Origin of the sequence: Ensifer sp. 1H6, assembly GCF_001976035.1 — a bacterium.
Taxonomy (GTDB): Bacteria; Pseudomonadota; Alphaproteobacteria; order Rhizobiales; family Rhizobiaceae; genus Ensifer; species Ensifer canadensis.
In genome coordinates, this window is the sequence record NZ_MOAI01000027.1 from 73,933 (window position 1) to 95,536 (window position 21,604).

At 62.9% G+C, this 21,604-nt stretch carries 19 protein-coding genes and 1 pseudogene; 4 read left to right on the forward strand and 16 right to left on the reverse strand.

Translation table 11 applies throughout. The features are described from left to right. Window positions 1-2: 2 nt before the first annotated feature. Genes BKP54_RS26400 through BKP54_RS26415 form a run of 4 tightly spaced genes read right to left on the reverse strand, consistent with a single transcriptional unit; the run spans window position 3 to window position 3,633 of the window. Entirely contained in the window at window positions 3-749 is a 747-nt protein-coding gene (locus BKP54_RS26400) for a 3-oxoacyl-ACP reductase family protein (protein WP_057223767.1), read from the reverse strand. Continuing rightward, window positions 749-1,594 (reverse strand): ABC transporter permease, encoded by an 846-nt coding sequence (locus BKP54_RS26405; RefSeq protein ID WP_025429658.1) that lies wholly within the window; start codon window positions 1,592-1,594, stop codon window positions 749-751. Before BKP54_RS26405 ends, BKP54_RS26400 begins: the two co-directional genes overlap by 1 nt. Window positions 1,595-1,596: 2 nt before the next feature. After that, window positions 1,597-2,496, reverse strand: a complete 900-nt coding sequence (locus BKP54_RS26410) for an ABC transporter permease (protein ID WP_025429657.1) — start codon at window positions 2,494-2,496, stop codon at window positions 1,597-1,599. Window positions 2,497-2,556: 60 nt separating this feature from the next. Next, a complete protein-coding gene (locus tag BKP54_RS26415; protein ID WP_025429656.1) occupies window positions 2,557-3,633 on the reverse strand; it encodes an ABC transporter ATP-binding protein in 1,077 nt (358 codons plus the stop codon). 563 nt (window positions 3,634-4,196) lie between these two features. Here BKP54_RS26415 and BKP54_RS26420 point away from each other — a divergent pair. Then, window positions 4,197-5,207 (forward strand): GntR family transcriptional regulator, encoded by a 1,011-nt coding sequence (locus BKP54_RS26420; RefSeq protein WP_057223765.1) that lies wholly within the window; start codon window positions 4,197-4,199, stop codon window positions 5,205-5,207. A gap of 94 nt (window positions 5,208-5,301) precedes the next feature. Here the strand turns inward: BKP54_RS26420 and BKP54_RS26425 are convergent, their stop codons facing one another. The 5 genes from BKP54_RS26425 to BKP54_RS26445 are packed head-to-tail and all read right to left on the reverse strand — an operon-like array spanning window position 5,302 to window position 9,555. After that, complete coding sequence (locus tag BKP54_RS26425) at window positions 5,302-6,273, reverse strand: biotin-dependent carboxyltransferase family protein (protein ID WP_084815176.1); 972 nt, start codon at window positions 6,271-6,273, stop codon at window positions 5,302-5,304. Then, complete coding sequence (locus BKP54_RS26430) at window positions 6,263-7,138, reverse strand: carboxyltransferase domain-containing protein (protein WP_084815184.1); 876 nt, start codon at window positions 7,136-7,138, stop codon at window positions 6,263-6,265. The genes BKP54_RS26425 and BKP54_RS26430 overlap by 11 nt, the downstream gene beginning before the upstream one ends. Continuing rightward, window positions 7,138-8,523 carry an acetyl-CoA carboxylase biotin carboxylase subunit gene (locus BKP54_RS26435; protein WP_084815177.1) on the reverse strand — a complete coding sequence of 462 codons (1,386 nt, stop codon included), beginning with the start codon at window positions 8,521-8,523 and terminating at the stop codon, window positions 7,138-7,140. The genes BKP54_RS26430 and BKP54_RS26435 overlap by 1 nt, the downstream gene beginning before the upstream one ends. After that, a complete protein-coding gene (locus BKP54_RS26440) occupies window positions 8,520-8,762 on the reverse strand; it encodes an acetyl-CoA carboxylase (protein ID WP_057205843.1) in 243 nt (80 codons plus the stop codon). Before BKP54_RS26440 ends, BKP54_RS26435 begins: the two co-directional genes overlap by 4 nt. Before the next feature lie 16 nt (window positions 8,763-8,778). Further along, window positions 8,779-9,555, reverse strand: coding sequence for a 5-oxoprolinase subunit PxpA (locus BKP54_RS26445; protein WP_025429650.1), 777 nt, complete (start codon window positions 9,553-9,555; stop codon window positions 8,779-8,781). Between the two features lie 286 nt (window positions 9,556-9,841). Between BKP54_RS26445 and BKP54_RS26450 the strand changes: the two genes are divergently transcribed. Further along, window positions 9,842-10,768 (forward strand): LysR family transcriptional regulator, encoded by a 927-nt coding sequence (locus tag BKP54_RS26450; RefSeq protein WP_025429649.1) that lies wholly within the window; start codon window positions 9,842-9,844, stop codon window positions 10,766-10,768. A 24-nt stretch (window positions 10,769-10,792) separates the two neighbouring features. Here the strand turns inward: BKP54_RS26450 and proC are convergent. From proC to BKP54_RS26480, 6 genes and pseudogenes are all read right to left on the reverse strand, one after another. Next, window positions 10,793-11,613: pseudogene (gene proC, locus BKP54_RS26455) on the reverse strand (pyrroline-5-carboxylate reductase). Between the two features lie 47 nt (window positions 11,614-11,660). Then, the gene (locus BKP54_RS26460) at window positions 11,661-13,196 is read right to left on the reverse strand and encodes an AMP-binding protein (protein WP_084815178.1); all 1,536 of its coding nucleotides are present in this window, start codon (window positions 13,194-13,196) and stop codon (window positions 11,661-11,663) included. A 21-nt stretch (window positions 13,197-13,217) separates the two neighbouring features. Beyond that, the gene (locus BKP54_RS26465) at window positions 13,218-14,984 is read right to left on the reverse strand and encodes an ABC transporter permease subunit (RefSeq protein ID WP_057205839.1); all 1,767 of its coding nucleotides are present in this window, start codon (window positions 14,982-14,984) and stop codon (window positions 13,218-13,220) included. After that, window positions 14,981-16,060, reverse strand: coding sequence for an ABC transporter ATP-binding protein (locus tag BKP54_RS26470; protein WP_025429645.1), 1,080 nt, complete (start codon window positions 16,058-16,060; stop codon window positions 14,981-14,983). Before BKP54_RS26470 ends, BKP54_RS26465 begins: the two co-directional genes overlap by 4 nt. Before the next feature lie 11 nt (window positions 16,061-16,071). After that, window positions 16,072-17,148, reverse strand: coding sequence for an ABC transporter substrate-binding protein (locus BKP54_RS26475; protein ID WP_084815179.1), 1,077 nt, complete (start codon window positions 17,146-17,148; stop codon window positions 16,072-16,074). Window positions 17,149-17,205: 57 nt separating this feature from the next. Next, window positions 17,206-17,976, reverse strand: coding sequence for an enoyl-CoA hydratase/isomerase family protein (locus BKP54_RS26480; protein ID WP_025429643.1), 771 nt, complete (start codon window positions 17,974-17,976; stop codon window positions 17,206-17,208). A 148-nt stretch (window positions 17,977-18,124) separates the two neighbouring features. On the opposite strand from BKP54_RS26480, the gene BKP54_RS26485 reads away from it, so the two are divergent. After that, window positions 18,125-18,949 carry an IclR family transcriptional regulator C-terminal domain-containing protein gene (locus BKP54_RS26485; protein ID WP_025429642.1) on the forward strand — a complete coding sequence of 275 codons (825 nt, stop codon included), beginning with the start codon at window positions 18,125-18,127 and terminating at the stop codon, window positions 18,947-18,949. Window positions 18,950-18,971: 22 nt separating this feature from the next. Here BKP54_RS26485 and BKP54_RS26490 read toward each other — a convergent pair whose 3' ends face one another. Continuing rightward, the gene (locus BKP54_RS26490) at window positions 18,972-19,847 is read right to left on the reverse strand and encodes a LysR family transcriptional regulator (RefSeq protein ID WP_084815180.1); all 876 of its coding nucleotides are present in this window, start codon (window positions 19,845-19,847) and stop codon (window positions 18,972-18,974) included. A gap of 299 nt (window positions 19,848-20,146) precedes the next feature. On the opposite strand from BKP54_RS26490, the gene BKP54_RS26495 reads away from it, so the two are divergent. Continuing rightward, window positions 20,147-21,301, forward strand: coding sequence for an amidohydrolase (locus BKP54_RS26495; protein ID WP_025429640.1), 1,155 nt, complete (start codon window positions 20,147-20,149; stop codon window positions 21,299-21,301). The last annotated feature ends 303 nt before the right edge of the window (window positions 21,302-21,604 follow it).

Sequence of the window (21,604 nt, forward strand, 5' to 3'; positions counted from 1 at the left end):
TGTCAGAGCATCACGTCGCCGGAGTTCGGTCCGAGCGTCTGGCCGACGAACAGGCTCGCCGACGGCGAGGCCAGAAACGCGACCGTCGCGGCGATTTCGTCCGGCTCGCCGAAACGCCCGAGCGGCAGCTGCGCCTTCTTGGCGGCCCGCCAATCCTCGGACAGCCCCATGACGAGCGGCGTGTTGATAGGACCGGGCGCGACCGCATTGACGCGCACGCCGCGGCTCGAAACTTCGCGCGCGAGCGCCTTGGTCATGCCGATGATCGCAGCCTTGGCCGACGAGTAATGCACGAGCTCGACGCCGCCGATCTGGCCGAGCTGCGAGGCCATGTTGACGATCACGCCCTCGCCGCGGGCAAGCATGGCCGGCAGCACCGCCTTGGTCATCAGGAAGGTGCCGCGCACATGCACCGCAAACATCCGGTCGAAATCGGCGACCTCGAGATTCTCGAACAGCGCCTGATGGGCGATGCCGGCATTGTTGACGAGCAGCGCCACGGGGCCGTGGAATTGCGCTGCCTTCTCGGCCGTCGCGGCGACGTCGGCTTCATTTGAGACGTCGCCTGATATCGCGAGCGCCACTCCGCCGGCAGCAGCGATCTCGTCTGCAACCGCTTCGCAGCGCTCCGGCGACAGATCATTGACGACGACGGCATAACCGTCGGCCGCCAACCGCAGCGCGATGGCGCGACCGATGCCGGAACCGGCACCCGTGACGATTGCCGAACCAAGAGCCGAGCTGGCCATCACGCCTCCTCCTGGATCGCCATACGCTTGGCGCGGCGCACCGAAAGCATCATCAGCGCCGCATAGGTGCCGAGCAGCGCGAAGGAGAACAGCGTCGTCAACACGCCGAAGGCAAAGACGTTCGGATGCACTTCGACGGAGAAGGTGCCGTAAATTGCCAGCGGCAGCGTCAAGTCGCGGCCGGAAGCGAAGAGCGTGCGCGAGAACTCGTCATAGGAGAGCGTGAACGCAAAGAGCATGGCGGAGAGCACACCGGGGAAGATCAGCGGGAACGTCACCTTGCGGAAGGTGCGCGCCGGCGTGACCCCGAGCGACCAGGACGCCTCCTCCATGCTCGGATCGAAGCGGTTGAAGATCGCCAGCATCACCAGGAAGGCGAAGGGAAAGGTGTAGACCACGTGCAGAACGAAAGCGGTGCTCCACCAGTGGCGGTCGACGCCGAGCGTATTGGCGACGAGCGCCATGCCGAGACCGACCAGCACGCCGGGCACCATCATGCCGAGAACGATGAGGTAGAAGACCACGCCCGAGCCGCGGAACTTGCGGCGGAAGGCCTGGGCCGCCGAGACCCCCAACACCGTCGAGACGATCATGGTCATCACCGCCAGCCCCAGCGAGCGGACCAGCGCCTGCTCGATCGGCAACGGTGCGATGCGCGACGGCGGCGTCAGGCCGAAGAGGTGCTTGTACCAATAGGTCGACCATTCGATGATCGGAAACTGCGGCCCGCCTTCCGGCCCCGTCTGGAAGGACAGGATGGCAAGCACGACGAGTGGGCCATAGAGGAAGACGAGGAAGAGCGCTGTGTAGGCGCCAAGGCTGAGTTTCATGCCGCTGGCATTCATGATCAGAGCTCCTTCCTGAGATCGACGACCCTGAGCAGCGCGGCCACGACCGCGCCCATCAGGATGGTAAGCACGACCCCGGCGACCGCCGCGAAGGCCCATTTCAGCGAACCGACCTGGGTGACGATGATGTTTCCGAGCAGGTTGACCTTGCGGCCGGAGAGGGCGGCCGAGGTTGCGAATTCACCGAGAACCATGACGGAGACGAAGATCGCCCCGACGACCACGCCCGGCATCGACAGCGGCAGGATGATCGTGCGGAAGATCCGCCAGAAGCCGGCACCGAGATCCTGCGCGGCCTCGATGATCGAGGTGTCGATACGGCCGAGCATGAAGGCGATCGGACCGACCATAAAGACGCAGTAGATCTGGGTCATGCCGATGATCACCGACAGTTCGGAAAACAGCAGCACCTCGATCGGCGCGTCGGTGATGCCGAGGTTCATCAGGATCATGTTGATCGCGCCCTCCTTGCCGAGCATCGGCCGCCAGGCGAGAACGCGGATCAGGAACGAGGTCCAGAAGGGGATGACGCACAGCACCAGAAGCACCGTCTGCAGCGCCTTGTTCTTGACGAACAGCCCGACGAAAAGGGCTGCGGGATAACCGACCAGCACGGTGGCAACGAGCACGATCAGCCAGATGCGCACCGTCGTCCACAGCGCCCCAAGATAGGTGTCGCTGGTGAAGAAGGTAATCCAGCTTTTCAGCGTCAGCGTCGGTTCGATCGTGAAGGTCGTCTGCGTCCAGAAGGAGACGTAGACCATCATCAGCATGGGCAGGACGAGGAACAGGGTCATCCAGATGACACCAGGCGCAAGCAGCCAAAGCGCTTTTCCCGGTGGTTTCTTCTCGGCGACGGTCTCTGTTTCCGTCTGCTCCGCAACGGCCATCATGCTCATCTCTCATTCTCCGGGCAGGAACGGTGCGGCGCGCAGGCGCCGGGTTTTTCCAAAAGGATTTCAGACGTAGACAAGGGCGTCCTCCCGCTTCCACACGAGCGCGTAGCGGCCCTTTTCGGCATAGGTCTCGGGCGCTGCATGGCTGAGATGGCTTTCGACCTCGAAAACCCGGCCGTCATCGAGCGCGAAGAAGGAATTGACCGCCGCGCCGGAATATTCGCTGGCGACGAAATTGGCCTCAATGCGGATCTCGTCCTCAGTGATGGCTGCCTCGGGCGGCCGGACCGAAACACGATCGTAGCGGATCGCATAGGCCGGCGACGTCGCCCGCGTCGGCGCCGCTGCCCCAAGCGCAAACCGGCCGACGCCGCCGACGAAGGCGCCGCCTTCGATCCGCCCGGGAAAGAGATTGTAGCAGTTGAGAAAGCGGGCAACCGCCGGAGAGGCGGGCCTGTTGTAGACGGTGTCTGAATCCGCCGACTGGGCGATGCGGCCGCTTTCCAGCACCAGCACCGTGTCGCCCATGGCCAAGGCCTCGGCCTCGCTGCCGGTCACATGCAGGAAGGTGACGCCGCAGCGCTCGCGGATAGCCCTCAACTCCGCCCGCATCCTGGCGCGCAGATTGGCGTCGAGCGCGCCGAGCGGCTCGTCGAGAAGCACCATGCGCGGCTCGGTGACCAGCGTGCGCGCCAAGGCGACGCGCTGGCGCTGGCCGCCGGAGATCTGGGTGACGGCCCTGCCTTCCAGACCGGAAAGGCCGACGAGGCTGATAATGTCGCGCACCCTGGCTTCGACGACGCGCCGGTCGGTGACCGGCTCGTCCTCCCTGTTTTCCAGGCCGAAGGCGATGTTCTGCGCGACGGAGAGATGCGGGAAGAGCGCGAAGTTCTGGAAGACGAAGCCGATGCCGCGCTTGTGCGGCGCCACGGTGTCGATGCGCTTGCCGTCAAACAGGATGGCGCCGCCATCCGGATGTTCAAAACCAGCAATGACCCTCAGGAGCGTCGTCTTGCCGGAGCCGCTCGGCCCCAGAAGCGAGATATAGGCGTCGCCGGGCAAGGCAAGATCGATGCCGTTGAGCGCGCGCATGTCGCCGTAGGTTTTGGTGATGTTCTTGAGCTGAAGGACCGTCGACATTGGTTTCCTGCCAGTTTGCCGTCCGGACGTTCTCCACCCAAAGCTTCGCCGTCGCCGGAGCCGACGAGGCATCCGAACGGACATGCGATCGCGTTCGCGCATGGTCACATGCGCGTCGGGGATGAAGGTCCTTTGCGGTTCAAAAAATAAGTTCCACCTGCACGCTTCTTCTGAGCGCTTGCATGTCACGAACAATGACATGAATGATTTTTGTATGCAATAGACTTTTATTCGTCATTTAGACCGGAATGAAATACGGCTTCGCTCCGCTGGCAGCCATCCAGGCTAGAATACGCTTCAATCCGCCCTAAACACCCTGCAATCCCGAAGGAAGAACGATTCCACCCTTCCGTGTGGGCGCTACCGGATTGCGCCTGACTCACCGAAAATCCATTCACCGGCAGCCGGCATCCACCCCATCAACACCAAATGCCGCAAACAAATGCACATTTAATTTGCCAACGTGTATGCAAAATGCATTTATTTTCAGCTGTCACATTCCCCGGCAAGTGGCGTAAAGAAAGAGGACGAAATTGCCAGCCAAACGGAAGACGCCCGACCGCATGAGCGAGCCACGCCTCGGCCAGAATACCCAGCGCCGCTACGAAATTGCCGAGGACGTTCTGCGTAGCAACATCGCCGAAGGGATCCTGCCGCCCGGCCTCGTTCTTCTCGAAGGGCCGATTGCCGAGATCCTGCAGATATCGCGTGCGCCGGTTCAGCGTGCGCTCTTGCAACTGGAAAGCGACGGGCTCGTCCACCGCTTCAAGGGGCGCGGCTATCTCGTCGGCCCACCCGGCCGCGCGATCGAACCCAATCGCACCGACATCAAATCGCTCGGGCTCACCATCCCGCAACACGCCGACGAGGCGCTGCAAAGCCGCTCGTCCTGGGAGCGCATCTACACCGAGATCGAGAACGACGTCGCCGGCTGCGTCATCTTCGGCCAGTATCGCATCATCGAAAACGAACTCGCCAACCACTTCAGCGTCAGCCGTACCGTGGTGCGCGATGTGCTCACGCGGCTGCGCGAGCGCGGGCTGGTGCGCAAGAACCAGAGTTCGCACTGGATTGCCGGCCCGCTGACGGCACAGACCGTCAAGGACCATTTCATGCTGCGCCGTCTGCTCGAACCGCAGGCGCTTGCGCTCGGCGCCGGCCATATCGATCGCAACCGACTTGCAGCCCTCTTCGTCCGGTTGACGGAACTCGACGGCGCGCAGGCGGCAGACGCCTGGCAGAGCCTCGAGGACATCCGCACGCAGTTTACCGAATGCTGCGTGCTCGCGATGCCGAACGAACGGCTGCGCGAACTGATCCGCAACAACCTGCTGCCCGTCACCGCGACCGAACGGCTGCTGCGGCAACTGGGCCTTCCCGGCGATCCCGCGGTGATCGCCGAAATCCGGCTGATCGTGGAGTTGATGACGCGCGGCGCGACCGCGGCCGCAGCCGCGATGCTGGAAAACCATATCGACGCCTCGATGAACCGCACGATCGCGCAGATGAAGATCGTCGCAATCATTCCGGGCCCGAGCGTCACCGCCGCCTATCTGACACGCGTGGTCGAATAGCCGCTCGCAATTGCGACCCGAGGCATTGAGCGCGGCTGCCGATCTCTTGCTTCGATGCCCGCGCTCCATCTTTCCCTCCGTTTCCCCTGAACCGTCAGCTCAGCGACGCGCGCAGCGCTTCCAGCCGCGCGGTTTCCTCAGCCCGAGCCGCCAATGCCTCATCCATCGTCACCTCCACGAACCTGGTCGGTGTATGCGGCTGCATCTGGCCGATCAGGTCCATATCGGCCGAGATCACGGTTCCGAGCATGAAATAGCCGCCGCCGGAAACCGCATCGCGATGCAGGATGATCGGCTCGGTTCCGCCGGGGACCTGGATCGAGCCATAGGGATAACAACTGTCGACGATATTGGATGGGTCGGAGCCGGCACCGAACGGCTGTTCGCGCTCGACGAAGGAGAGCTTGCGGCCGCCACGGAAGCGGTAGCCCATGCGGTCGGCTTCGGGCGCCACCTTCCATTCGTCGGCAAAGAAGCTCTGTTTCGCCTCGTCGGAAAGCCGGTCCCAGTAGAGACCGGGCAGGACACGCAGGGCGACGGGTGCGGCCGGCAGCCGCCGCAATTGCTGGTCGACCGAGCGAGCCTCACCGGAGCCATTGCCGGCACCAACCGGCAGTTCGTCACCTGGTGCCAGCGGCCGGCCGTTGTAACCGCCGAGCGCGCCGATCGGGTAGGTCGAGCGACTGCCAAGCGCCAGCGGCACATCGATGCCGCCGGCAACGGCGATATAGATGCGGGCACCGGACTTGAGGAAATCGAAGGTCAGCGTCTGTCCGGCGCGAACAGGGAAAGCCGTCCATCCCGGCTGCTCCACCCCGTCGACCTTTGCCGGCATGTCGGCTCCGGTCACCGCAACCAGCGTGTCTTCGGTAAATTCGAGCTTGGGCCCGAGGAATACCGCCTCCAGGCCGGCAGCACCCTCTTCGTTTCCGACCAGCAGATTGGCAGCGCGCATCGCGTAGCGATCCATCGCTCCGCCGAGCGGTATGCCGAGATGAAAATAACCGGGACGGCCAAGGTCCTGGACGGTGATTGCCAGACCGTGATGCAGAACCTTAATGGCCATTGAGCATGCCCTCCAGCCGGGTGTTGTAGCCAGTGATATCCTTCTGGAACTCGCGCAGGTCGAAGCTAACCTCGCGGACCGGCGGGCTGAAGCGCCCCTTGTCGACATCCTCGACCGCCTGATCATAGGCGTCCCGATCGATCGGCTTGAACTTGACGATGTCGCCCGGACGGAAGAACACCATGAAATCGCGGAGATAGCTGGTTGTCTGCGTCGGGTCGAAGATCGGCATCGGCGTGATGCCGAACATCTGGTAGCCGCCCGCACCGCGCACCGAATAAATACAGCCGAAGCAGCCACCATGGCCGACGGTCAGCCGCGGCGTGTCGGTGCGCGGGCGCAGATATTTCGGCACCTGGATCTGCCGTTGCCGTTCGACCATCTGGTACATGAACGGCAGGCCGGCAACGAAGCCGACCATCGACACGAACCAGGGCGAACCGGAATGGGCGGCGACGAAATCGTCGACGTCGCCGTAACCGTTGATCCGCGTGGCATAGTCGAGGTCGGTTCCTGACGGTTCCTGGTGGCGCTCGCGAAAGCGCATCAGTGTCTCGTGCGTCCAGGGGTCGTTGTAGAAGACCGGGATTTCGACGATGCGGGTGCGGATGACAGGCTCAGCCCGCTCGGCCGCACCCTCGATCGCCCGCACTTCCCTCAGCACATCATCGGGCTTGATCTGATCCGGGTCGAATTTAATCTGGAAGGACGCATTGGCCGGGCAGATCTCGGTGATCCCCTTGATGCCGCTCTCCTTGACACCGTTGGCCATGGAGAGGCTCTTGAAGAAGGCTTCCAACGACATCTCGTCGCTGCATTCGACGAACAGGTGCTCGTCGCCTCCGAAGGTGTATCGTGTCGGCATCATGCGACCTCCGCGGCACGGCCGCCATCGGCGGCAAATTCAGTTTCAAGCCATGTCTCGAGAAAGCGGGTATGGAAGGCGCCCTTGGCGATCTGCGCGTCGGCAGCCAATGCCCGATGCAACGGGATCGTGGTCGGCACGCCCTCGATCGTGAGCTGCGCCAGCGCCTGCGAAAGGCGGACGAGGCACGCCGTTCGGTTCTCGCCCCAGACTATCAGCTTGCCGAGCAATGAATCGTAGAACGGCGGGATGACGTAGCCTTCGTAGAGCATAGTGTCGAAACGGATGCCTTCCCCCTCGGGTACGTCGAGCCTTTCGATCCTGCCTGGCGCCGGCATGAAACCGCGCCTCGGGTCCTCGGCATTGATCCGGCACTCGATGGCATGGCCCTTGACGGCGATGTCGGCCTGGCGGACAGAGAGCGGCGCGCCGGCGGCGATGCGGAACATCTCCTCGACCAGATCGATGCCGGTGATCATCTCGGTCACCGGGTGCTCCACCTGGATGCGGGTGTTGACTTCGATGAAATAGAACTGGCGGGCCTCGTCGTCGTAGAGATATTCCACCGTTCCGGCCCCGCGGTAGCCGACGGAACGCGCCAACGCGACGGCGCTGTCGCAGAGCTTCTGCCGCACCTCGGGCGGAAGCAGGAACGACGGCGCTTCTTCCCAGACCTTCTGTCGGCGGCGCTGCAGCGAGCATTCGCGCTCGAAGCAATGCACGACGTTGTTGCCGTCGCCAAGGATCTGGACCTCGACATGGCGGGCGCGGGTGATCACCTTTTCCAGATAGAGCCCGCCGTCGCCGAAGGAGGCCAGCGCCTCGGCCGATGCCTGGGGAAACTGTGTCTCCAGCTCGGCCGCATTGTTGACGATGCGGATGCCGCGGCCACCGCCGCCGGCTGCCGCCTTGATCATCACGGGAAAGCCGGTGCGCTCGGTCACTTGATGTGCATCGGCAAGGCTGGAGATACGGCCGTCGCTGCCGGGAACGGTGGGCACGCCGGCCTTCTCGGCAACAGCACGGGCGGCGACCTTGTCACCCAGAAGGCGGATCGCATCGCCTGTTGGTCCGATGAAGATCATGCCGGCGGCAACCACGGCGTCGGCAAAATCGCCGTTCTCCGACAGGAAGCCATAACCGGGATGGACCGCATCGACATTGGCGCGCTTGGCCGCTGCAATCACGGCCGCGATGTCGAGATAGGATTTCTTCGGCGCCGGCGGTCCGATCTCGATCGCCTCGTCGGCAAACTTGACGGCCAGCATGTCGGCATCGGCGGCGCTATAAACCTGAACCGTGCGGATACCGAGCGCCTTGGCGGCGCGGATGATGCGGACGGCGATTTCGCCGCGATTGGCAATGAGGACCGAGCGGAGCTTCATTGTTCGACCTCCGCGATCACCTGGCCGGCCATCACAGGTTCTTCGTTGTCGACGAGAAAGCGGATGCTGCCGCCCGCGACACCGGCCTGAATCTCCTGAAAGGTTTTCATGACTTCGATCAGGCCGATGGCGTCGCTGGAAGAAACATCATCGCCATCCGATTTGAAGGGCGGGACATCCGGAGCAGACGAGCGATAGAAGGTTCCTGGAAGGGGCGATCGGATTTCGTGCTTGCTCATGGTTGCCTCCGCTATGTTATCTGGTTTTGACCTGAGAGACGGGAGCGATGCGAATGCCCTCGGCACTCAGCCCCTCCCGCATGAGGCGCACGATATCGAGCGCGCCGAGCGTATCGGAATGAAAACAAATGGATTCGAACGGAACCGCGATATCGGCGCCCGTGATGGTGCGCACCCGGCCATCGCGGCAGGCGCGAACGACCTTGCGGGCGATCGCCGCGGCATCCGGCCGGCCGGCATCCCGGGTAAAGACGATCGAGCCGCTGTCGTCATAGTCGCGGTCGGCGTAGAACTCGCGAATGACAGGCTGGCCGATTTCCTGTGCGGCAAGCTCCGTCGCCGATCCGGCCATGCAGAAGACAAAAGCGTTCGGCGCGACCGTACGCATATATTGCATGAAGATCTGGGAGAGTTCGCGGTTGACGGCCATTTCCATGTAAAGCGCCCCGTGCGGCTTCACATGTTGCAGGGGTGCACCGTGCCGGCGGGCGAATTCGCGGATCGCGCCGACCTGGTAGACCATGTCGTTGACGAGCTCGCGGGCCGTGCCTGCTATCTTGCGGCGGCCGAAACCCTGCAGGTCGCGATAGCCGGGATGGGCGCCGATGCCGACGCCATGTTCGGCGGCGAGCCGAACCGTTTCATCCATCAGGTTGGGATCGCCGCCATGGAAGCCGGCGGCGATATTGGCGGAGCTGATCAGCGGCATCAGTGCCGCATCGTCCGTATCGCCGATGCGCCAGCGGCCGAACGCTTCTCCCATGTCGCAATTGATATCGACGACGTCGAGCAATGCCTCATCCCTCTGTTGCAGGTCGCTCTCCTGGAGATTGCTCTCCCGGCAACCCTGACCTCCAGGGAACGCTAGGGTGAAACAGAGCATTTGAAAAATTCTATTTTCACATGTCAAATATCTGAATTTCAGAATTCTCAGTTGCAGAAAACGCCTGCGAAAATTAGCGTGTTTAGAGCGGCTTACGGTGAAATGCCTGAGGGATGACCAGACGACTGCTCAAAGACGTGGCAGACTTTCTGATTTTCCGAGCCGCTGTATAAAATAATCAGATGGGAGATGGGCTTTGTCGATCAGTCTTCGCCAGCTTCGCTATTTCGTCGCGACGGCAGAACTTGGTCAGATATCCCAGGCGGCGGTCGATCTCTCGATCTCCCAGTCCGCGGTGACCACGGCGATCAAGGAGCTGGAGCGCATCGTCGGCACCAACCTGTTCCTGCGCACCCCAAGCGGCATGGACTTGACGATGGCGGGGCGGCAGTTTCTCTCCCATGCCTACGAGATCCTGAAGAAGGTGGACGAAGCGACCCATCTGAACATCGTCAGCAGCGCCGTCGAGGGTACACTTGCGATCGCCGCCACCTATACCGTCATCGGCTACTTCCTGCCGCAGCATATCGAGCGGCTGCGACGCCTGTTTCCGAAACTCGAGCTGCAGTTGTTCGAACTCAAGCGGGAATCGATCGAGGAGGGCCTGCTCACCAACCGCTACGACATGGCGGTGCTTTTGAGCTCGAACATTCTCAACCCGGCACTGACGACCGAAAAGCTGATGAGCTCGACGCGACGGCTCTGGGTGCCGGCCCAGCATCCGCTACTGCAACGCGACAGCGTCGGTTTTCGCGAGATCGCCGAGGAGCCCTACATCATGCTGACGGTCGACGAGGCCGCGCATTCGTCGCTGAAATACTGGAGCACGTCGACCTACCAGCCGCGCGTCATCCTCAGGACCTCGTCGGTGGAGGCGGTGCGCTCGCTGGTCGCCAATGGCCAGGGCGTTGCCATACTCTCCGACATGGTCCATCGCCCCTGGTCGCTCGAGGGCCGGCGCATCGAGACGATCAACGTGCGCGATCCTGTGCCGGCCATGGACGTCGGCCTTGCCTGGCGGCGGGGAGCGGAATTCACGCCGCCGATGCAGGCGCTGCGGTCCTATTTCCAGCAGACGTTTCACATTCCGGGCGTGCGCGACGCGTCGTTTACCACGCCCTGATGCGGAAACATCCTCGGCTGGCGATCAGTTGCCGAGGGCCAGTTCCAACGCCCGGCGATGCGCAGCCGCGGCCGCCCGCTTCACCAGATCGGCCAGACTTGGCTCAGACGTCAGGACATCGAGCGCGGCGGCGGTCGTGCCGTTCGGGCTGGTCACCTGCTGGCGCAGCTCTGCCGGCGAAAATGCGCTGGTGCTGGCAAGAGCAGCGGCGCCATTGACCGTCTGCTTTGCCAAGGCAAGAGCGGTTTCCGGCGGCAGGCCGACGGCAATTCCCGCGTCGGTCAGACACTCGATGAAATGGAAGAGATAGGCCGGCCCGGAACCGGATATCGCCGTTGCCGCATCGACAAGCCGTTCCTCCGCCAGCCAGTGAACACTGCCGACGGCCGCCAGAAGATCGGTGACAAAACCCGTCTGATTGTCGTCGATGTGAGTGCTGCCAAAGGCTGCAATCACCCCCATGCCGATCGAGGCCGGCATATTGGGCATGGCGCGCACGATCGCGGCGTTGCCCAGGGTATTCTCGAAGGTCGAGATCGGCACGCCGGCGGCGATGCTTACAAACACCGACGTGTCCCTGAACCGGCGGTAGGCGCCAAGCATCGAGCCGACGACCTGCGGCTTGACGGCGATTATGACGGCGCGCGGCCGCAAGGCAGCCGGCAAGCGGCCGCATCATCATAAACCGTTGCGCCACGCGCGGCGGCGCGGTGGCGAAGAGATTCCGCAGGCTCGACCACATGAATTTGGGCTGCAGGAATACCGGCCCGATCAAGCCAGCCTTCGAGCAAGGCAAAACCCATGTTGCCGCAGCCGGCCAACACGATTTCCTCTGACTGTTCCATCTCGTCGCCTCTCTTCATTCGCCGTGTTCGCCCTAGACACCTCGGTCCTACTGTCGTGCCAGCCGATCCCAGCAATTGTCGAGACCGGCGGGCAGCCGGTGTTTCATGATGCGCTGGCTCGGCGTGCGCTCGAATTCGTCGACGACGGCAATGTAGCGCGGGTTCTGGTAGGGCGCGAGCCGATGGGCCAGCCATCCTGACAGATCGATCGGATCGATGGCGCTGCCGGGCTTCGGCTTGACGAAGAGCTTGATGTCCTGCTCGCCGACATCGGCGGCAACGCCGATCATGGCGCAATCCTCGACCGCTGGGTAGGCGGCGGCAACATGCTCGACCTCCCAGGCGGAGACGTTTTCGCCCTTGCATCGCACACTGTCGGTGAGCCGACCGTGGAACCAGAGATTGCCGTCGACATCGAAGGAGCCGGAATCGCCAGTATGAAGCGCACCGTTGCGAAGGGTCTTTTCCGTCGCTTCCGGATTGCGCAGATATCCCTTGAACAGTGCGCCCTCAAGCGAGGTGCGCACGACGATCTCGCCCTTGTCGCCTGCCGGCACCGGCTCGCCCTTTTCGTTGAGAATATCGACCGAGAACCAGGGCATCGGCTGCCCGACGGCGCCGACGACGCCGGTGGCGTTGCAGGTGGTGATGCTGGAGGCCTCCGTCATGCCGTAGCATTCGCGCATTTCGACACCGAAGCGTTCCTTGAACTGCGGCCAGACCTCCTTCGGGCAGCCGCCGCCCCAGGCGATGCGCACCGGATGCTTGCGGTCATCTTCGCTTTCCGGCTGCTTCAGCAGGATCTGCAGAATGCCGCCGAGATAGTGGATATGGGTGGCACCATAGGTGCGCACCTGATCCCAGAAGCGGCTGGCGCTGAACTTGTCGACCATGGCGAGCGACAGGTCCTCGATGATCGGCAGCACGATCAATTGGGCGCCACCGATATGATAGAGCGGCTCCCAGACGAAGAAGACGTCGCCCGGCCCTGCCACCGAAAGCGTGCGCACCGCCTCGCCCGCAAGCCGGATCATGCCGTGGGTCACCAGCACGCCCTTCGGTCGGCCGGTGGTGCCGGAGGTATACATGATCGCAAACAGATCGTCGGCCGCAGGCGGCTCCTCATTGAAAGCGACACCACCCGACGACAGAATTGCTTCCAGCGACGCCGGGCCAGCCTGTTCGCCTGCAAGGATTATCCCGGCAGCGGGCACAGCAGCACCGCTTTCATTGATGGTTTCGGCAAGCTCAGCGTCGCAGATGACGACGCCCGGCTCGCAATGCTCCAGGATATAGCGCAGGCCTTCGCCGCGAAGCTGGGCGTTGACCGGGACCCAGACGACACCGGCCCTGGCAAGTCCGAAGAGCACGGCCAGCGACAGGCGCGAATTGCGCATCATCACGGCGGCGCGGTCACCGGATTTCAGGCCGCGTTGGCGGAGGTCGGCGGCAAGTGCTGCCGACATCGTATCGAGGGCGGCAAAGGTGATCGGCTCGCCATTGAAACGGGCGAACACCTGTTCCGGTTTGCGGGCAGCCTTGGTCGTGAAGCTTCCGAGGAAGCCTTCGAGAGATACGGTCATGGGAGGATCTCGGATATGGTGTCAGGTGGAGCGGCGGAGTTTTTCCGCCGCCAGGAGAAGTGTTGTCACGACGATGAAGACGACGACCGAAACCGCCGCGAGCGTCGGGTTGAGCTGCAGGATCATGTCATCCCACATCTGCTTCGGCAGGGTCGTCTTGACGCCGCCGCTGACGAAGATCGCCACGGTCAGCTCGTCGAACGAGGTGATGAAGGCAAAGAGGAACGCTGCCGTCAGGCCGCTCTTGATCAGCGGCACGGTCACGAACCGCAGGGCCTGAACCCGATTTGCCCCAAGGGTTGCCGCAGCCTGGTCGAGCCGCCAGTCGTAGCTCTTCAGCACAGCGGCAATGGCGACGAAGGCAAAGGGCAGCGCCAGCACCGTGTGACCGATCACCAGGCCAAGGTCGGTGGCAACAAGTCCCATCTGGGCAAAGAGGTAGAACAGGCCGACGGCAATGACGATACGCGGCACGATCATCGGCGCCAGGAAGAAGGCGAAGATGATGCCGCGCCAGCGCGAACGCGAACGGGCAAGCGCCAGCGCCGCAAAGCCACCGATCACCGTTGCAACGATGGCGGTCGCGAAGGCGACGCCGAACGAGCGGATGGTGGCCGCGACCCAGAGGTCGGAGGTGAAATAGGTCCGGAACCATTCCAGGCCATATCCCGGCGGCGGGAACTCGAGGAACTGCGAACTGGTAAAGGCGATCGGCAGGACGACGAGCGTCGGCAGCATCAGGAAGGCGAACAGCAAGACGCTGTAGATGCCGAGCATGCGGCTTGAAACCGCCGCTCCCAACAGCCGGTGGCTGCCGGACGCAATGGCGCTGCTGATGCTCGCCACCCGATCGAGGATCGCCAGGCCAAGGGCGCGCAGGAAACCGGTTTTGCCGGCCTTGCCGTCGGACGGCTCGCCCGAAAGGCTGGAGAGCCCGAACACCCGATCGTAAACCCAGCACGTCACCAGTGCCGCCAGCAGCATCATCGCGGCAAGAGCCCCGGCGAAGGCCCAGTTCAGGATTTCCTGAACCTGGACGATGATCAATTGAGCGAGCATCGTCTGCTGACGCCCACCAAGCAGGGCCGGAACAATGAAGAAGCCGAGCGAGGAGATGAAGGTCAGCAGGCCGGCAGCCGCCGCACCCGGAAGCGAAAGCGGGAAATAGACGAGCCAGAAGCCCTTCGCAGGCGTCGCGCCCAACGTTGCCGATGCTTGCGTCAGCCGGCGGTCGATGCCGGTCATGACAGGCAGCATGGTGAGGATGGCGAGCGGCACCATGGCATGAACCATGCCGATCATAACGCCGAGTTCATTGTGCAACAGCTCCAGCGGCTGGCTGAGCACACCTGATCCCAGGCCGATCTGGTTGATGATCCCCGTGCGTCCCAGCACGATGACCCAGGCAAAGCTCTTGACGAGGTAGCTCGTCCAGAAGGGCACCATCACGAGCAGGATCATCGTGCCGCGCGTCCGATCCGGCAAGCGCGACAACCAGTAGGCCAGGGGATAGCCGAGAAGCAGAGAGAAGAGCGTCGTCAGTCCGGCGATGCGGAAGGTGATCAACAGAACGCGGAAATAGACGTCGGTCTCGAAGATCCTCGCATAGTGGCTGGCGGTCATCGCGCCGGTGTCGGCGTCCTCGAGGCTGAGGCCCATCAGCCTTGCGACGGGAACGAGGAAGAAAATCAGAAGGAAGGCAAGGCCGGGCGCTGCCAGCCAAAGCGGCCCAAAGCGGAAGCGGTTGGAGCGCACAGAGCGCGGAGTGGAGACAGCCGCCGCGGTCATGGCGTCACCAACACGGCGGCTTCCGGCGCCCAGTTCAGCGTGATGTTGTCGCCTATACCAGGCAACGGCTTACCGGGAAGGACACGAACCGTGACCAGCTCACCGACAGAGATGTCGACGAGCAGTCGGGTTTCAGAGCCGGCATAGACGACCTCTGCGACGCGACCGCTGATCTCGTTTGCGCCGGTCGAGCCGAGTTCGAGATGCTCCGGCCGCACCACCAGCGCCATCTCGGCATTGTTGGAAAGGCCGGTGCCATCGATCCGGAAGCGTCCACTCGGGGTCGAAAGGTGCGCGACACCGCCCGAGCCAAGCTCGACGCGGCCGCGGAAGATGTTGGAGATGCCAATGAAATCGGCGGCAAAGGCGGTGCGTGGCCGGGCGTAGATTTCCTGCGGCGGACCGATCTGCTCGACCATGGCATGATTCATCAGGCAGATGCGGTCGGAGAGCGCCAGTGCCTCCTCCTGGTCATGCGTCACATAGATGATCGTGGCGCCGGTCTGCCGGTGCAGCCGCTTGATCTCGAACTGCATATGCTCGCGAAGCTTCTTGTCGAGCGCGCCCAGCGGCTCGTCCATCAGGATGATCGACGGCTGGTAGACGAAGCAGCGGGCAAGCGCCACGCGCTGCTGCTGCCCGCCGGAAAGTTCGCGCGGGAACCGCCCGGCCAGATGGCCGAGCTGAACCATGTCGAGTGCGCCTTTGACCTGCCTGTCGATCTCGGCAGTGCTCTTGCCGCGCATCTTCAAGGGAAAGCCTATATTCTCGGCGACCGTCAGATGCGGAAACAGGGCGTAGTGCTGGAAAACGAGGCCGATGTCGCGCTTGTGTACCGGCGTTTCCGTCTCATTGCTGCCGTCGATGAACAGGCGGCCCTCCGTTGGCAGGACCAGCCCGCTGATCATCTGCAGCAAGGTGGTCTTGCCGGAGCCCGAAGGCCCGAGAAGCGTCAGGAACTCGCCGGTCTGAACCGCGACGTGCGTGGGCTTGAGAGCAACGGTGGCGCCGTAGCTCTTGGCCAATCCGTCGACGAGAAGTTTTGGGCGAGTGGCTTGTTCGGGCTTCGCGAGCATCAGATTTCCCCTTAACCCAGGATCCAGGCGTTGAAGCGCTCGGTCATTTCGGAACGGTTGGCGCTCCACCAGTCTTCCCGCGCAATGGTCATGACCTTCAGATTGGCCTCGGAGGTGGGCAGGGCGGCAGCGCGTTCTGCCGGAATATGCTCATAGGCCTTCAGGTTCGTCGGGCCGTAGGCGAGGAACTCGGTAAAGAGCGCCTGCTGCTTCGGATCGGCGCAGAACTTGACGAACTGCCGGGCGATATCGGCACGCGGCGAGCCCTTCGGAATGCCCCAGCCCTCGATCGAGTAGAGCCCCTGGTTCCAGCCGATCTTGACCGGCGCACCACCGTCGATCACCGCCTGGGCCCGGGCGTTCCACAGGGCGATCAGGTCAACTTCGCCGCTCTGGATCAACTGGCTCGACTGGGCGCCGCCTGTCCACCAGACATCGACATGCGGCTTGATCTTTTCGAGGCTGGCATAGGCGCGCTCGATGTCGAGCGGGTAGAGTTCGGCGATCGGCACGCCATCGGCCAGCAACGCCTGCTCCAGCGTATCGATCGGGTTCTTGCGCAGGGCACGCCGCCCCGGGAATTTCTCGACATTCCAGAAATCGGCCCAGGAACTCGGACCGTTGGCCGCGTCGAAGTGGTCGGTGCGATAGGCCATGATGGTGGAATAGACGTCGACGCCAAGCCATAGCTCGGTCAGGGCGTCGGGCATCAGCCCGGGAACGTCGGCTGCCGGCAGGTTGATCGGCTCGAGCAGGTCGCGCTTTTCGAGAATGTCGCGGGCGGAAAGCGTCAGCGTGCAGACGTCCCAGCTATAGGACTGCGTCTCGACCATCGCCCGGAACTGGGCGGTCGGTTCGGCGTCGCGGGCAACATTGATAACTTTGATACCGGTCGCCTGTTCGAAGGGATCGTAGAATGCCTTGCGGTAACCGGGGCTGTAGGGGCCGCCGGGATCGGCGACGGTCAGGGTTTCGGCGGCAAATGCGGACCGCATGAAGACGGCAGGCGCGGCCAGGGCGACGCCCAGGCCTCCGCCGATTTTCAACAGGCTGCGGCGGTCAATCAGTATGCGTTTGTTGCTGGTCATTGTTCTACCCTCTTGTTTTGGATTGCGCGCCGCCTCCCATAAGCGGCCTGGCCCTTGTCAGGCCTTGCTTGCCGCACGCCGTGCGAGAAACTGTTCCATCATCCGCGCCGGTTCGCCGGAGGCGTAGGCTTCGCGCTGGATGCGAGCGCCGGCTTCGAGGCAGTCGCGGAAACCAGCCTCTGTCATCTCCCTGAAGCGCTGTTTGTCAAGCCGCATGGCGACCGGTGGCTTGGCGGCGAGTTCACGGGCCAGCGAGAGGGCTTCATCCATGACGTGTTCCTGCGGCACGATGCGGTTGATGATGCCGATGGCCTGGCATTCATCCGACTGCATCAGGCGACCGCTAAGCGTCAGGTCGATGGTGCGGGAAAGACCGATCATCTCGCGCATCATCCACGGGCCTGTGGTGCTGGCGATGCCGGAATTGATTTCCGGCTGCCCCATACGCACGCCCGGATGAGCGACGCGGAAGTCGCAGAGAAGTGCCACCTGAAACGCAGAACCGGCAGCAACGCCGTTGAGTGCCGCGATCAGCGGCTTCGACAGCGAGCGCATCGCATCATAGAGCCGTTCCCATTCGCCCACCCATTCCTGGCCACGGGCACCGTCGAATGTGCGCGTCTCGTTCAGATCCTGGCCTGCGCTGAACGCACGATCACCGGCACCGGTCAGGATAATGGCGCGGACCGTCTCGTCTTCTTCGAACGACGTGAAGGCAGCAACCAGCTGCTGGCGCATCGGGCTGTGCCAGGCATTGAGGATTTCGGGGCGGTTCAGCGTGATGACGCCGACCTCGCCACGCCGTTCTGTCAGGATGAAGCGGTCCATGATTTTCTCCGTTGCAATTAAACAACTATTGCAATGCGATAATTGTTATGTCATAGTGTGATTAGGTTTATTTTAGCTGTCAAGCACCTTTTCCGATGCTTGGCGATTCTGTTATCGATATGTGGGAAACCGCAGGGAACGGGGATACATGGCGCGCAAGGCGAACAAGGCTGCGACAGACGAAAACGAAACGCCGGGAGAAGACCGCGATCCCTTGCTGGTGCAGTCGGTCGAGAAAGCCTTCAGGGTTCTCAGAGCCTTTGACGGTCGCCGCCCGAACCTCAGCCTGTCACAGATCGCCGAGGAAACCGGGCTCGACATGAGCGCCGCCCAGCGCTTCACGCACACGCTCGCCAAGCTCGGCTATCTCGGCAAAAACGCCGATACGAAGCGCTTTGAGCTGACGGTGAAGGCGCTTGATTTCGGCTATCACTACACCCGCGCCAGCGGCTTCGTCGAAAGGGGCATGCCCTATCTTCTGCACTTGAGCAAAGCCACCGAAGAAACCGTCAACCTGACCGTGCTCGACGATACCGACATTGTTTTCGTGTCGCGCTTCATGAGCCGTCACGTGCTGAACAACGACGTCATCACTGGCACGCGGCTGCCGGCCTATTGCACGGCTCCGGGGATCGCCATCCTCTCGGGCCTGCCGGAGGAGACCGCCCATGCAATCCTCGAAAAATCGGATCTCTACCCGTTTACGCCGCACACGACATGGGACATCGATGCGCTGAAGACAAAGCTGAAACAATCGGCGACCAAGGGCTATGCCACCGCATTCGAGGAATATTTCCACGGCGACCTGTCGATCGCCGCACCGGTGCTGGATGCCAATGGCACGCCTTACGGCGCGATCAACATCGCGGTATCGCGCAGCCGCTACACGCCGGAGGAAACGGAAGAACGCTTTGCTCCGCTGGTGACCGCCGCGGCGCGCTCGATCTCGCTCGTTGGTGGCGCCCGAAGATAGCTGTTCGACCCAGGTCAATCGCTCATGCGACGCCCTGTGCCGCGTGGATGATGATATCGCCCAACCGGCGGGCGCCCGGTCCGGCACCATCAGGATCGGGATAAACCAGATACATCGCGCCCCAGCGCTCCGCCCCTTCCCTGAGCGGCAAGGGCTTGAGCTGGCCTGCGGCCAGTTCTTCGCGGATCCAGTCTTCCGGATACCAGGCAAAACCCATGCCAATGCAGGCCGCCCGTATGGATGTTGATTTGTGGCTGACTGTGAGCCGCTGTTCAGTCACATTCCAGACGCTATGGCGCACGCGTTGCAGCCCGCTGTCACGGATGACGAGGTGGCGGTGCCCTTTCAGATCCTCCATTGCCAGTTCGCGGCCGATCTGATGCAGCGGATGGAACGGGGCGGCAGCCGCGATCGCCCGATAGCGCATCAGCACCTCGCCCCTGTGGCCGGCCGGCAGGGTATCGGCGCAGATCGCAAGATCGACGGCGCCCGAGAGCAGCATTTCGTCCGTGCCGCCCATGACGGTTTCGAAAAGCTCGATCCGCGTCTCCGGGTATTCGGCTGCGAACTGGTCCAAACAGCGCAGCAAGAGCCATGTGGGAAACAGCCCCTCCACCGCAAGGCGAAGTTCCTGCTCCTGGCCCTTGGCGAGGTTTCTCGCCGCACGCTCCAGTCTTGTGGCTTCGTCGACGAGCGATTTGCCGCGCCGATAGAGCACATGGCCCTGGCGCGTCAGCAGGGCCTTGCGGCCCTCGATCTCAAAAACCGAGACGCCCAGGCGCTCCTCGATATGGTCGGTTGGCTGAAGGCGGGGCAGGTCAAAATCCGCGAAACCGTGGTCGACGGTCTCGAAAATGCTCCCTCCGCCTTCATCGACCTCTTCAGGGGTGCCAACCACGGCAAGATGCTGGTGCGTCTGGTGGCGGACGCCGCCTCGGGAGAATGGGGACCTTAGCGGCCCTCCTCGATCTCTCCACCGCCTGCTTTCCGGGCGGTGGAGAAAGTCGATTGGGTTACAGCGGTCCCGACCGATATCGTCTTCCAACACTACCCGGCACTCGCGGTCTCGATGCAGACACTTCGCCGACTTGCACTTTCCCGACTAGACAGAGCTGGAGCGCCGCTTCACATTCCCCACCGATACCGGGGCTCGATCGACACGCCCCACCGAGGCGGACACTGGTTGGGATATTGCGCATGTTTTTGAATGGTGGCGAACTGGACGAGATCACCGCGTTTCGGCGTGAACTCCATCGCAAGCCGGAGCTATCAGGCGAAGAGGTCGAGACGGCCAGAATGGTCGCACGGGCGCTGGGGTCGAGCCAACCGGACGAGATCGTCACTGACCTCGGTGGGCATGGGGTGGCGGCCGTTTATCACGGAGCGACCCATGGTCCGACCGTGATGATCCGCTCCGAACTCGATGCCTTGCCGATCGAAGAACTTTCAACTTCGCCGCACCGATCCGAGATCACCGGCAAGGGGCATCTCTGCGGACACGACGGCCACACGGCAATCCTAATGGCGCTCGCCAAAGGGCTCTCCCGGAAAAGACCGGCACGCGGGCGGGCGATCCTGCTTTTCCAACCGGCCGAAGAGAATGGTGCCGGTGCCGCCGCCGTGTTGGCGGATCCTAAATTCGAGCCGCTGAAACCGGACTTTGTGTTTTCGTTGCATAACTTTCCCGGCCTGCCGCTGGGGCACGTTGCGTTGGCCGAAGGGCCGGTCAATTGCGCCTCGCGCGGCATGAGGTTCGTGCTTTCGGGCAAGACCGCGCACGCGTCCTGCCCGGAAGATGGCGTCGCCCCGACCTCCGCCATGGCTCATCTCCTGAGTGAGTTGACTGCACTTGGCGCCGGCGGTTCGCTCGATGCCGATTTCACGCTGGTAACCGTGACCCACGCGCGCCTCGGCGAACCCGCCTTCGGCATCAGCCCCGGCCATGCCGAGATCTGGGCAACATTGCGCACGCTGACGGACGAGCGGATGGGTGAGCTGGTGAGGCGTGCCGAAGCTCTCGTCCATAAACATTCGACGGCCGGCGGGCTCACATCGTCGATCAGCTACGAAGATATCTTCCATCAGTGCAGCAACGCGCCGGCGGCCGTCGACCATTTGCGCCGCGCTCTTGGCGAGGAGCGGATCAGCCACGACGCGGGCCCGACCGCCCTGCCGATGAAGGCATCGGAAGATTTCGGCCTTTTCGGCCGCGTCGCCCCCTCAGCAATGTTCTTCCTCGGTGCAGGTGAGGACCACCCTCGCCTGCACAATCCGGACTACGACTTTCCCGATGCACTGATCGAGGTGGGCGCTCGCGCCTTCATGCGGACGATCCGCAACCTGCTAGGCTGATTGCCGACAGGGAGCAGCGAGCGGCAGGCATTCGTTGCCCCCCGGATCAAGACTGTGGTCTGGATCACCTGTAGGACTATGCCGAATAATCGGGCTGCGCTGCGATCTTTGCTGCCCGCCGTCGACCGTGGCACCGTCGTTCAAGGATCAAGAGCTGACGCCTGAGTTGACCTACAAAGATTCCATGGGGAGTGAATAGCGGCCGGCGCTCTGGCAGAGTGAGGCTGCAATAACGCACTCACCTCATAGGAGACGCCGTCATGGAAGCTGGAACTTCCCAACCGCATTCGCCGACCGCTATCC

Bases quoted from the DNA above. Each gene is read 5' to 3' on its own strand.
- BKP54_RS26400 (WP_057223767.1), bottom strand. From the start codon at position 749: ATGGCCAGCTCGGCTCTTGGTTCGGCAATCGTCACGGGTGCCGGTTCC.
- BKP54_RS26440 (WP_057205843.1), bottom strand. From the start codon at position 8,762: ATGAGCAAGCACGAAATCCGATCGCCCCTTCCAGGAACCTTCTATCGC.
- BKP54_RS26410 (WP_025429657.1), bottom strand. From the start codon at position 2,496: ATGAGCATGATGGCCGTTGCGGAGCAGACGGAAACAGAGACCGTCGCC.
- BKP54_RS26475 (WP_084815179.1), bottom strand. From the start codon at position 17,148: ATGACCAGCAACAAACGCATACTGATTGACCGCCGCAGCCTGTTGAAA.
- BKP54_RS26415 (WP_025429656.1), bottom strand. From the start codon at position 3,633: ATGTCGACGGTCCTTCAGCTCAAGAACATCACCAAAACCTACGGCGAC.
- BKP54_RS26460 (WP_084815178.1), bottom strand. From the start codon at position 13,196: ATGACCGTATCTCTCGAAGGCTTCCTCGGAAGCTTCACGACCAAGGCT.
- BKP54_RS26465 (WP_057205839.1), bottom strand. From the start codon at position 14,984: ATGACCGCGGCGGCTGTCTCCACTCCGCGCTCTGTGCGCTCCAACCGC.
- BKP54_RS26425 (WP_084815176.1), bottom strand. From the start codon at position 6,273: ATGGCCATTAAGGTTCTGCATCACGGTCTGGCAATCACCGTCCAGGAC.
- BKP54_RS26430 (WP_084815184.1), bottom strand. From the start codon at position 7,138: ATGCCGACACGATACACCTTCGGAGGCGACGAGCACCTGTTCGTCGAA.
- BKP54_RS26495 (WP_025429640.1), top strand. From the start codon at position 20,147: ATGTTTTTGAATGGTGGCGAACTGGACGAGATCACCGCGTTTCGGCGT.
- BKP54_RS26480 (WP_025429643.1), bottom strand. From the start codon at position 17,976: ATGGACCGCTTCATCCTGACAGAACGGCGTGGCGAGGTCGGCGTCATC.
- BKP54_RS26405 (WP_025429658.1), bottom strand. From the start codon at position 1,594: ATGAATGCCAGCGGCATGAAACTCAGCCTTGGCGCCTACACAGCGCTC.
- BKP54_RS26435 (WP_084815177.1), bottom strand. From the start codon at position 8,523: ATGAAGCTCCGCTCGGTCCTCATTGCCAATCGCGGCGAAATCGCCGTC.
- BKP54_RS26470 (WP_025429645.1), bottom strand. From the start codon at position 16,060: ATGCTCGCGAAGCCCGAACAAGCCACTCGCCCAAAACTTCTCGTCGAC.
- BKP54_RS26485 (WP_025429642.1), top strand. From the start codon at position 18,125: ATGGCGCGCAAGGCGAACAAGGCTGCGACAGACGAAAACGAAACGCCG.
- BKP54_RS26420 (WP_057223765.1), top strand. From the start codon at position 4,197: ATGAGCGAGCCACGCCTCGGCCAGAATACCCAGCGCCGCTACGAAATT.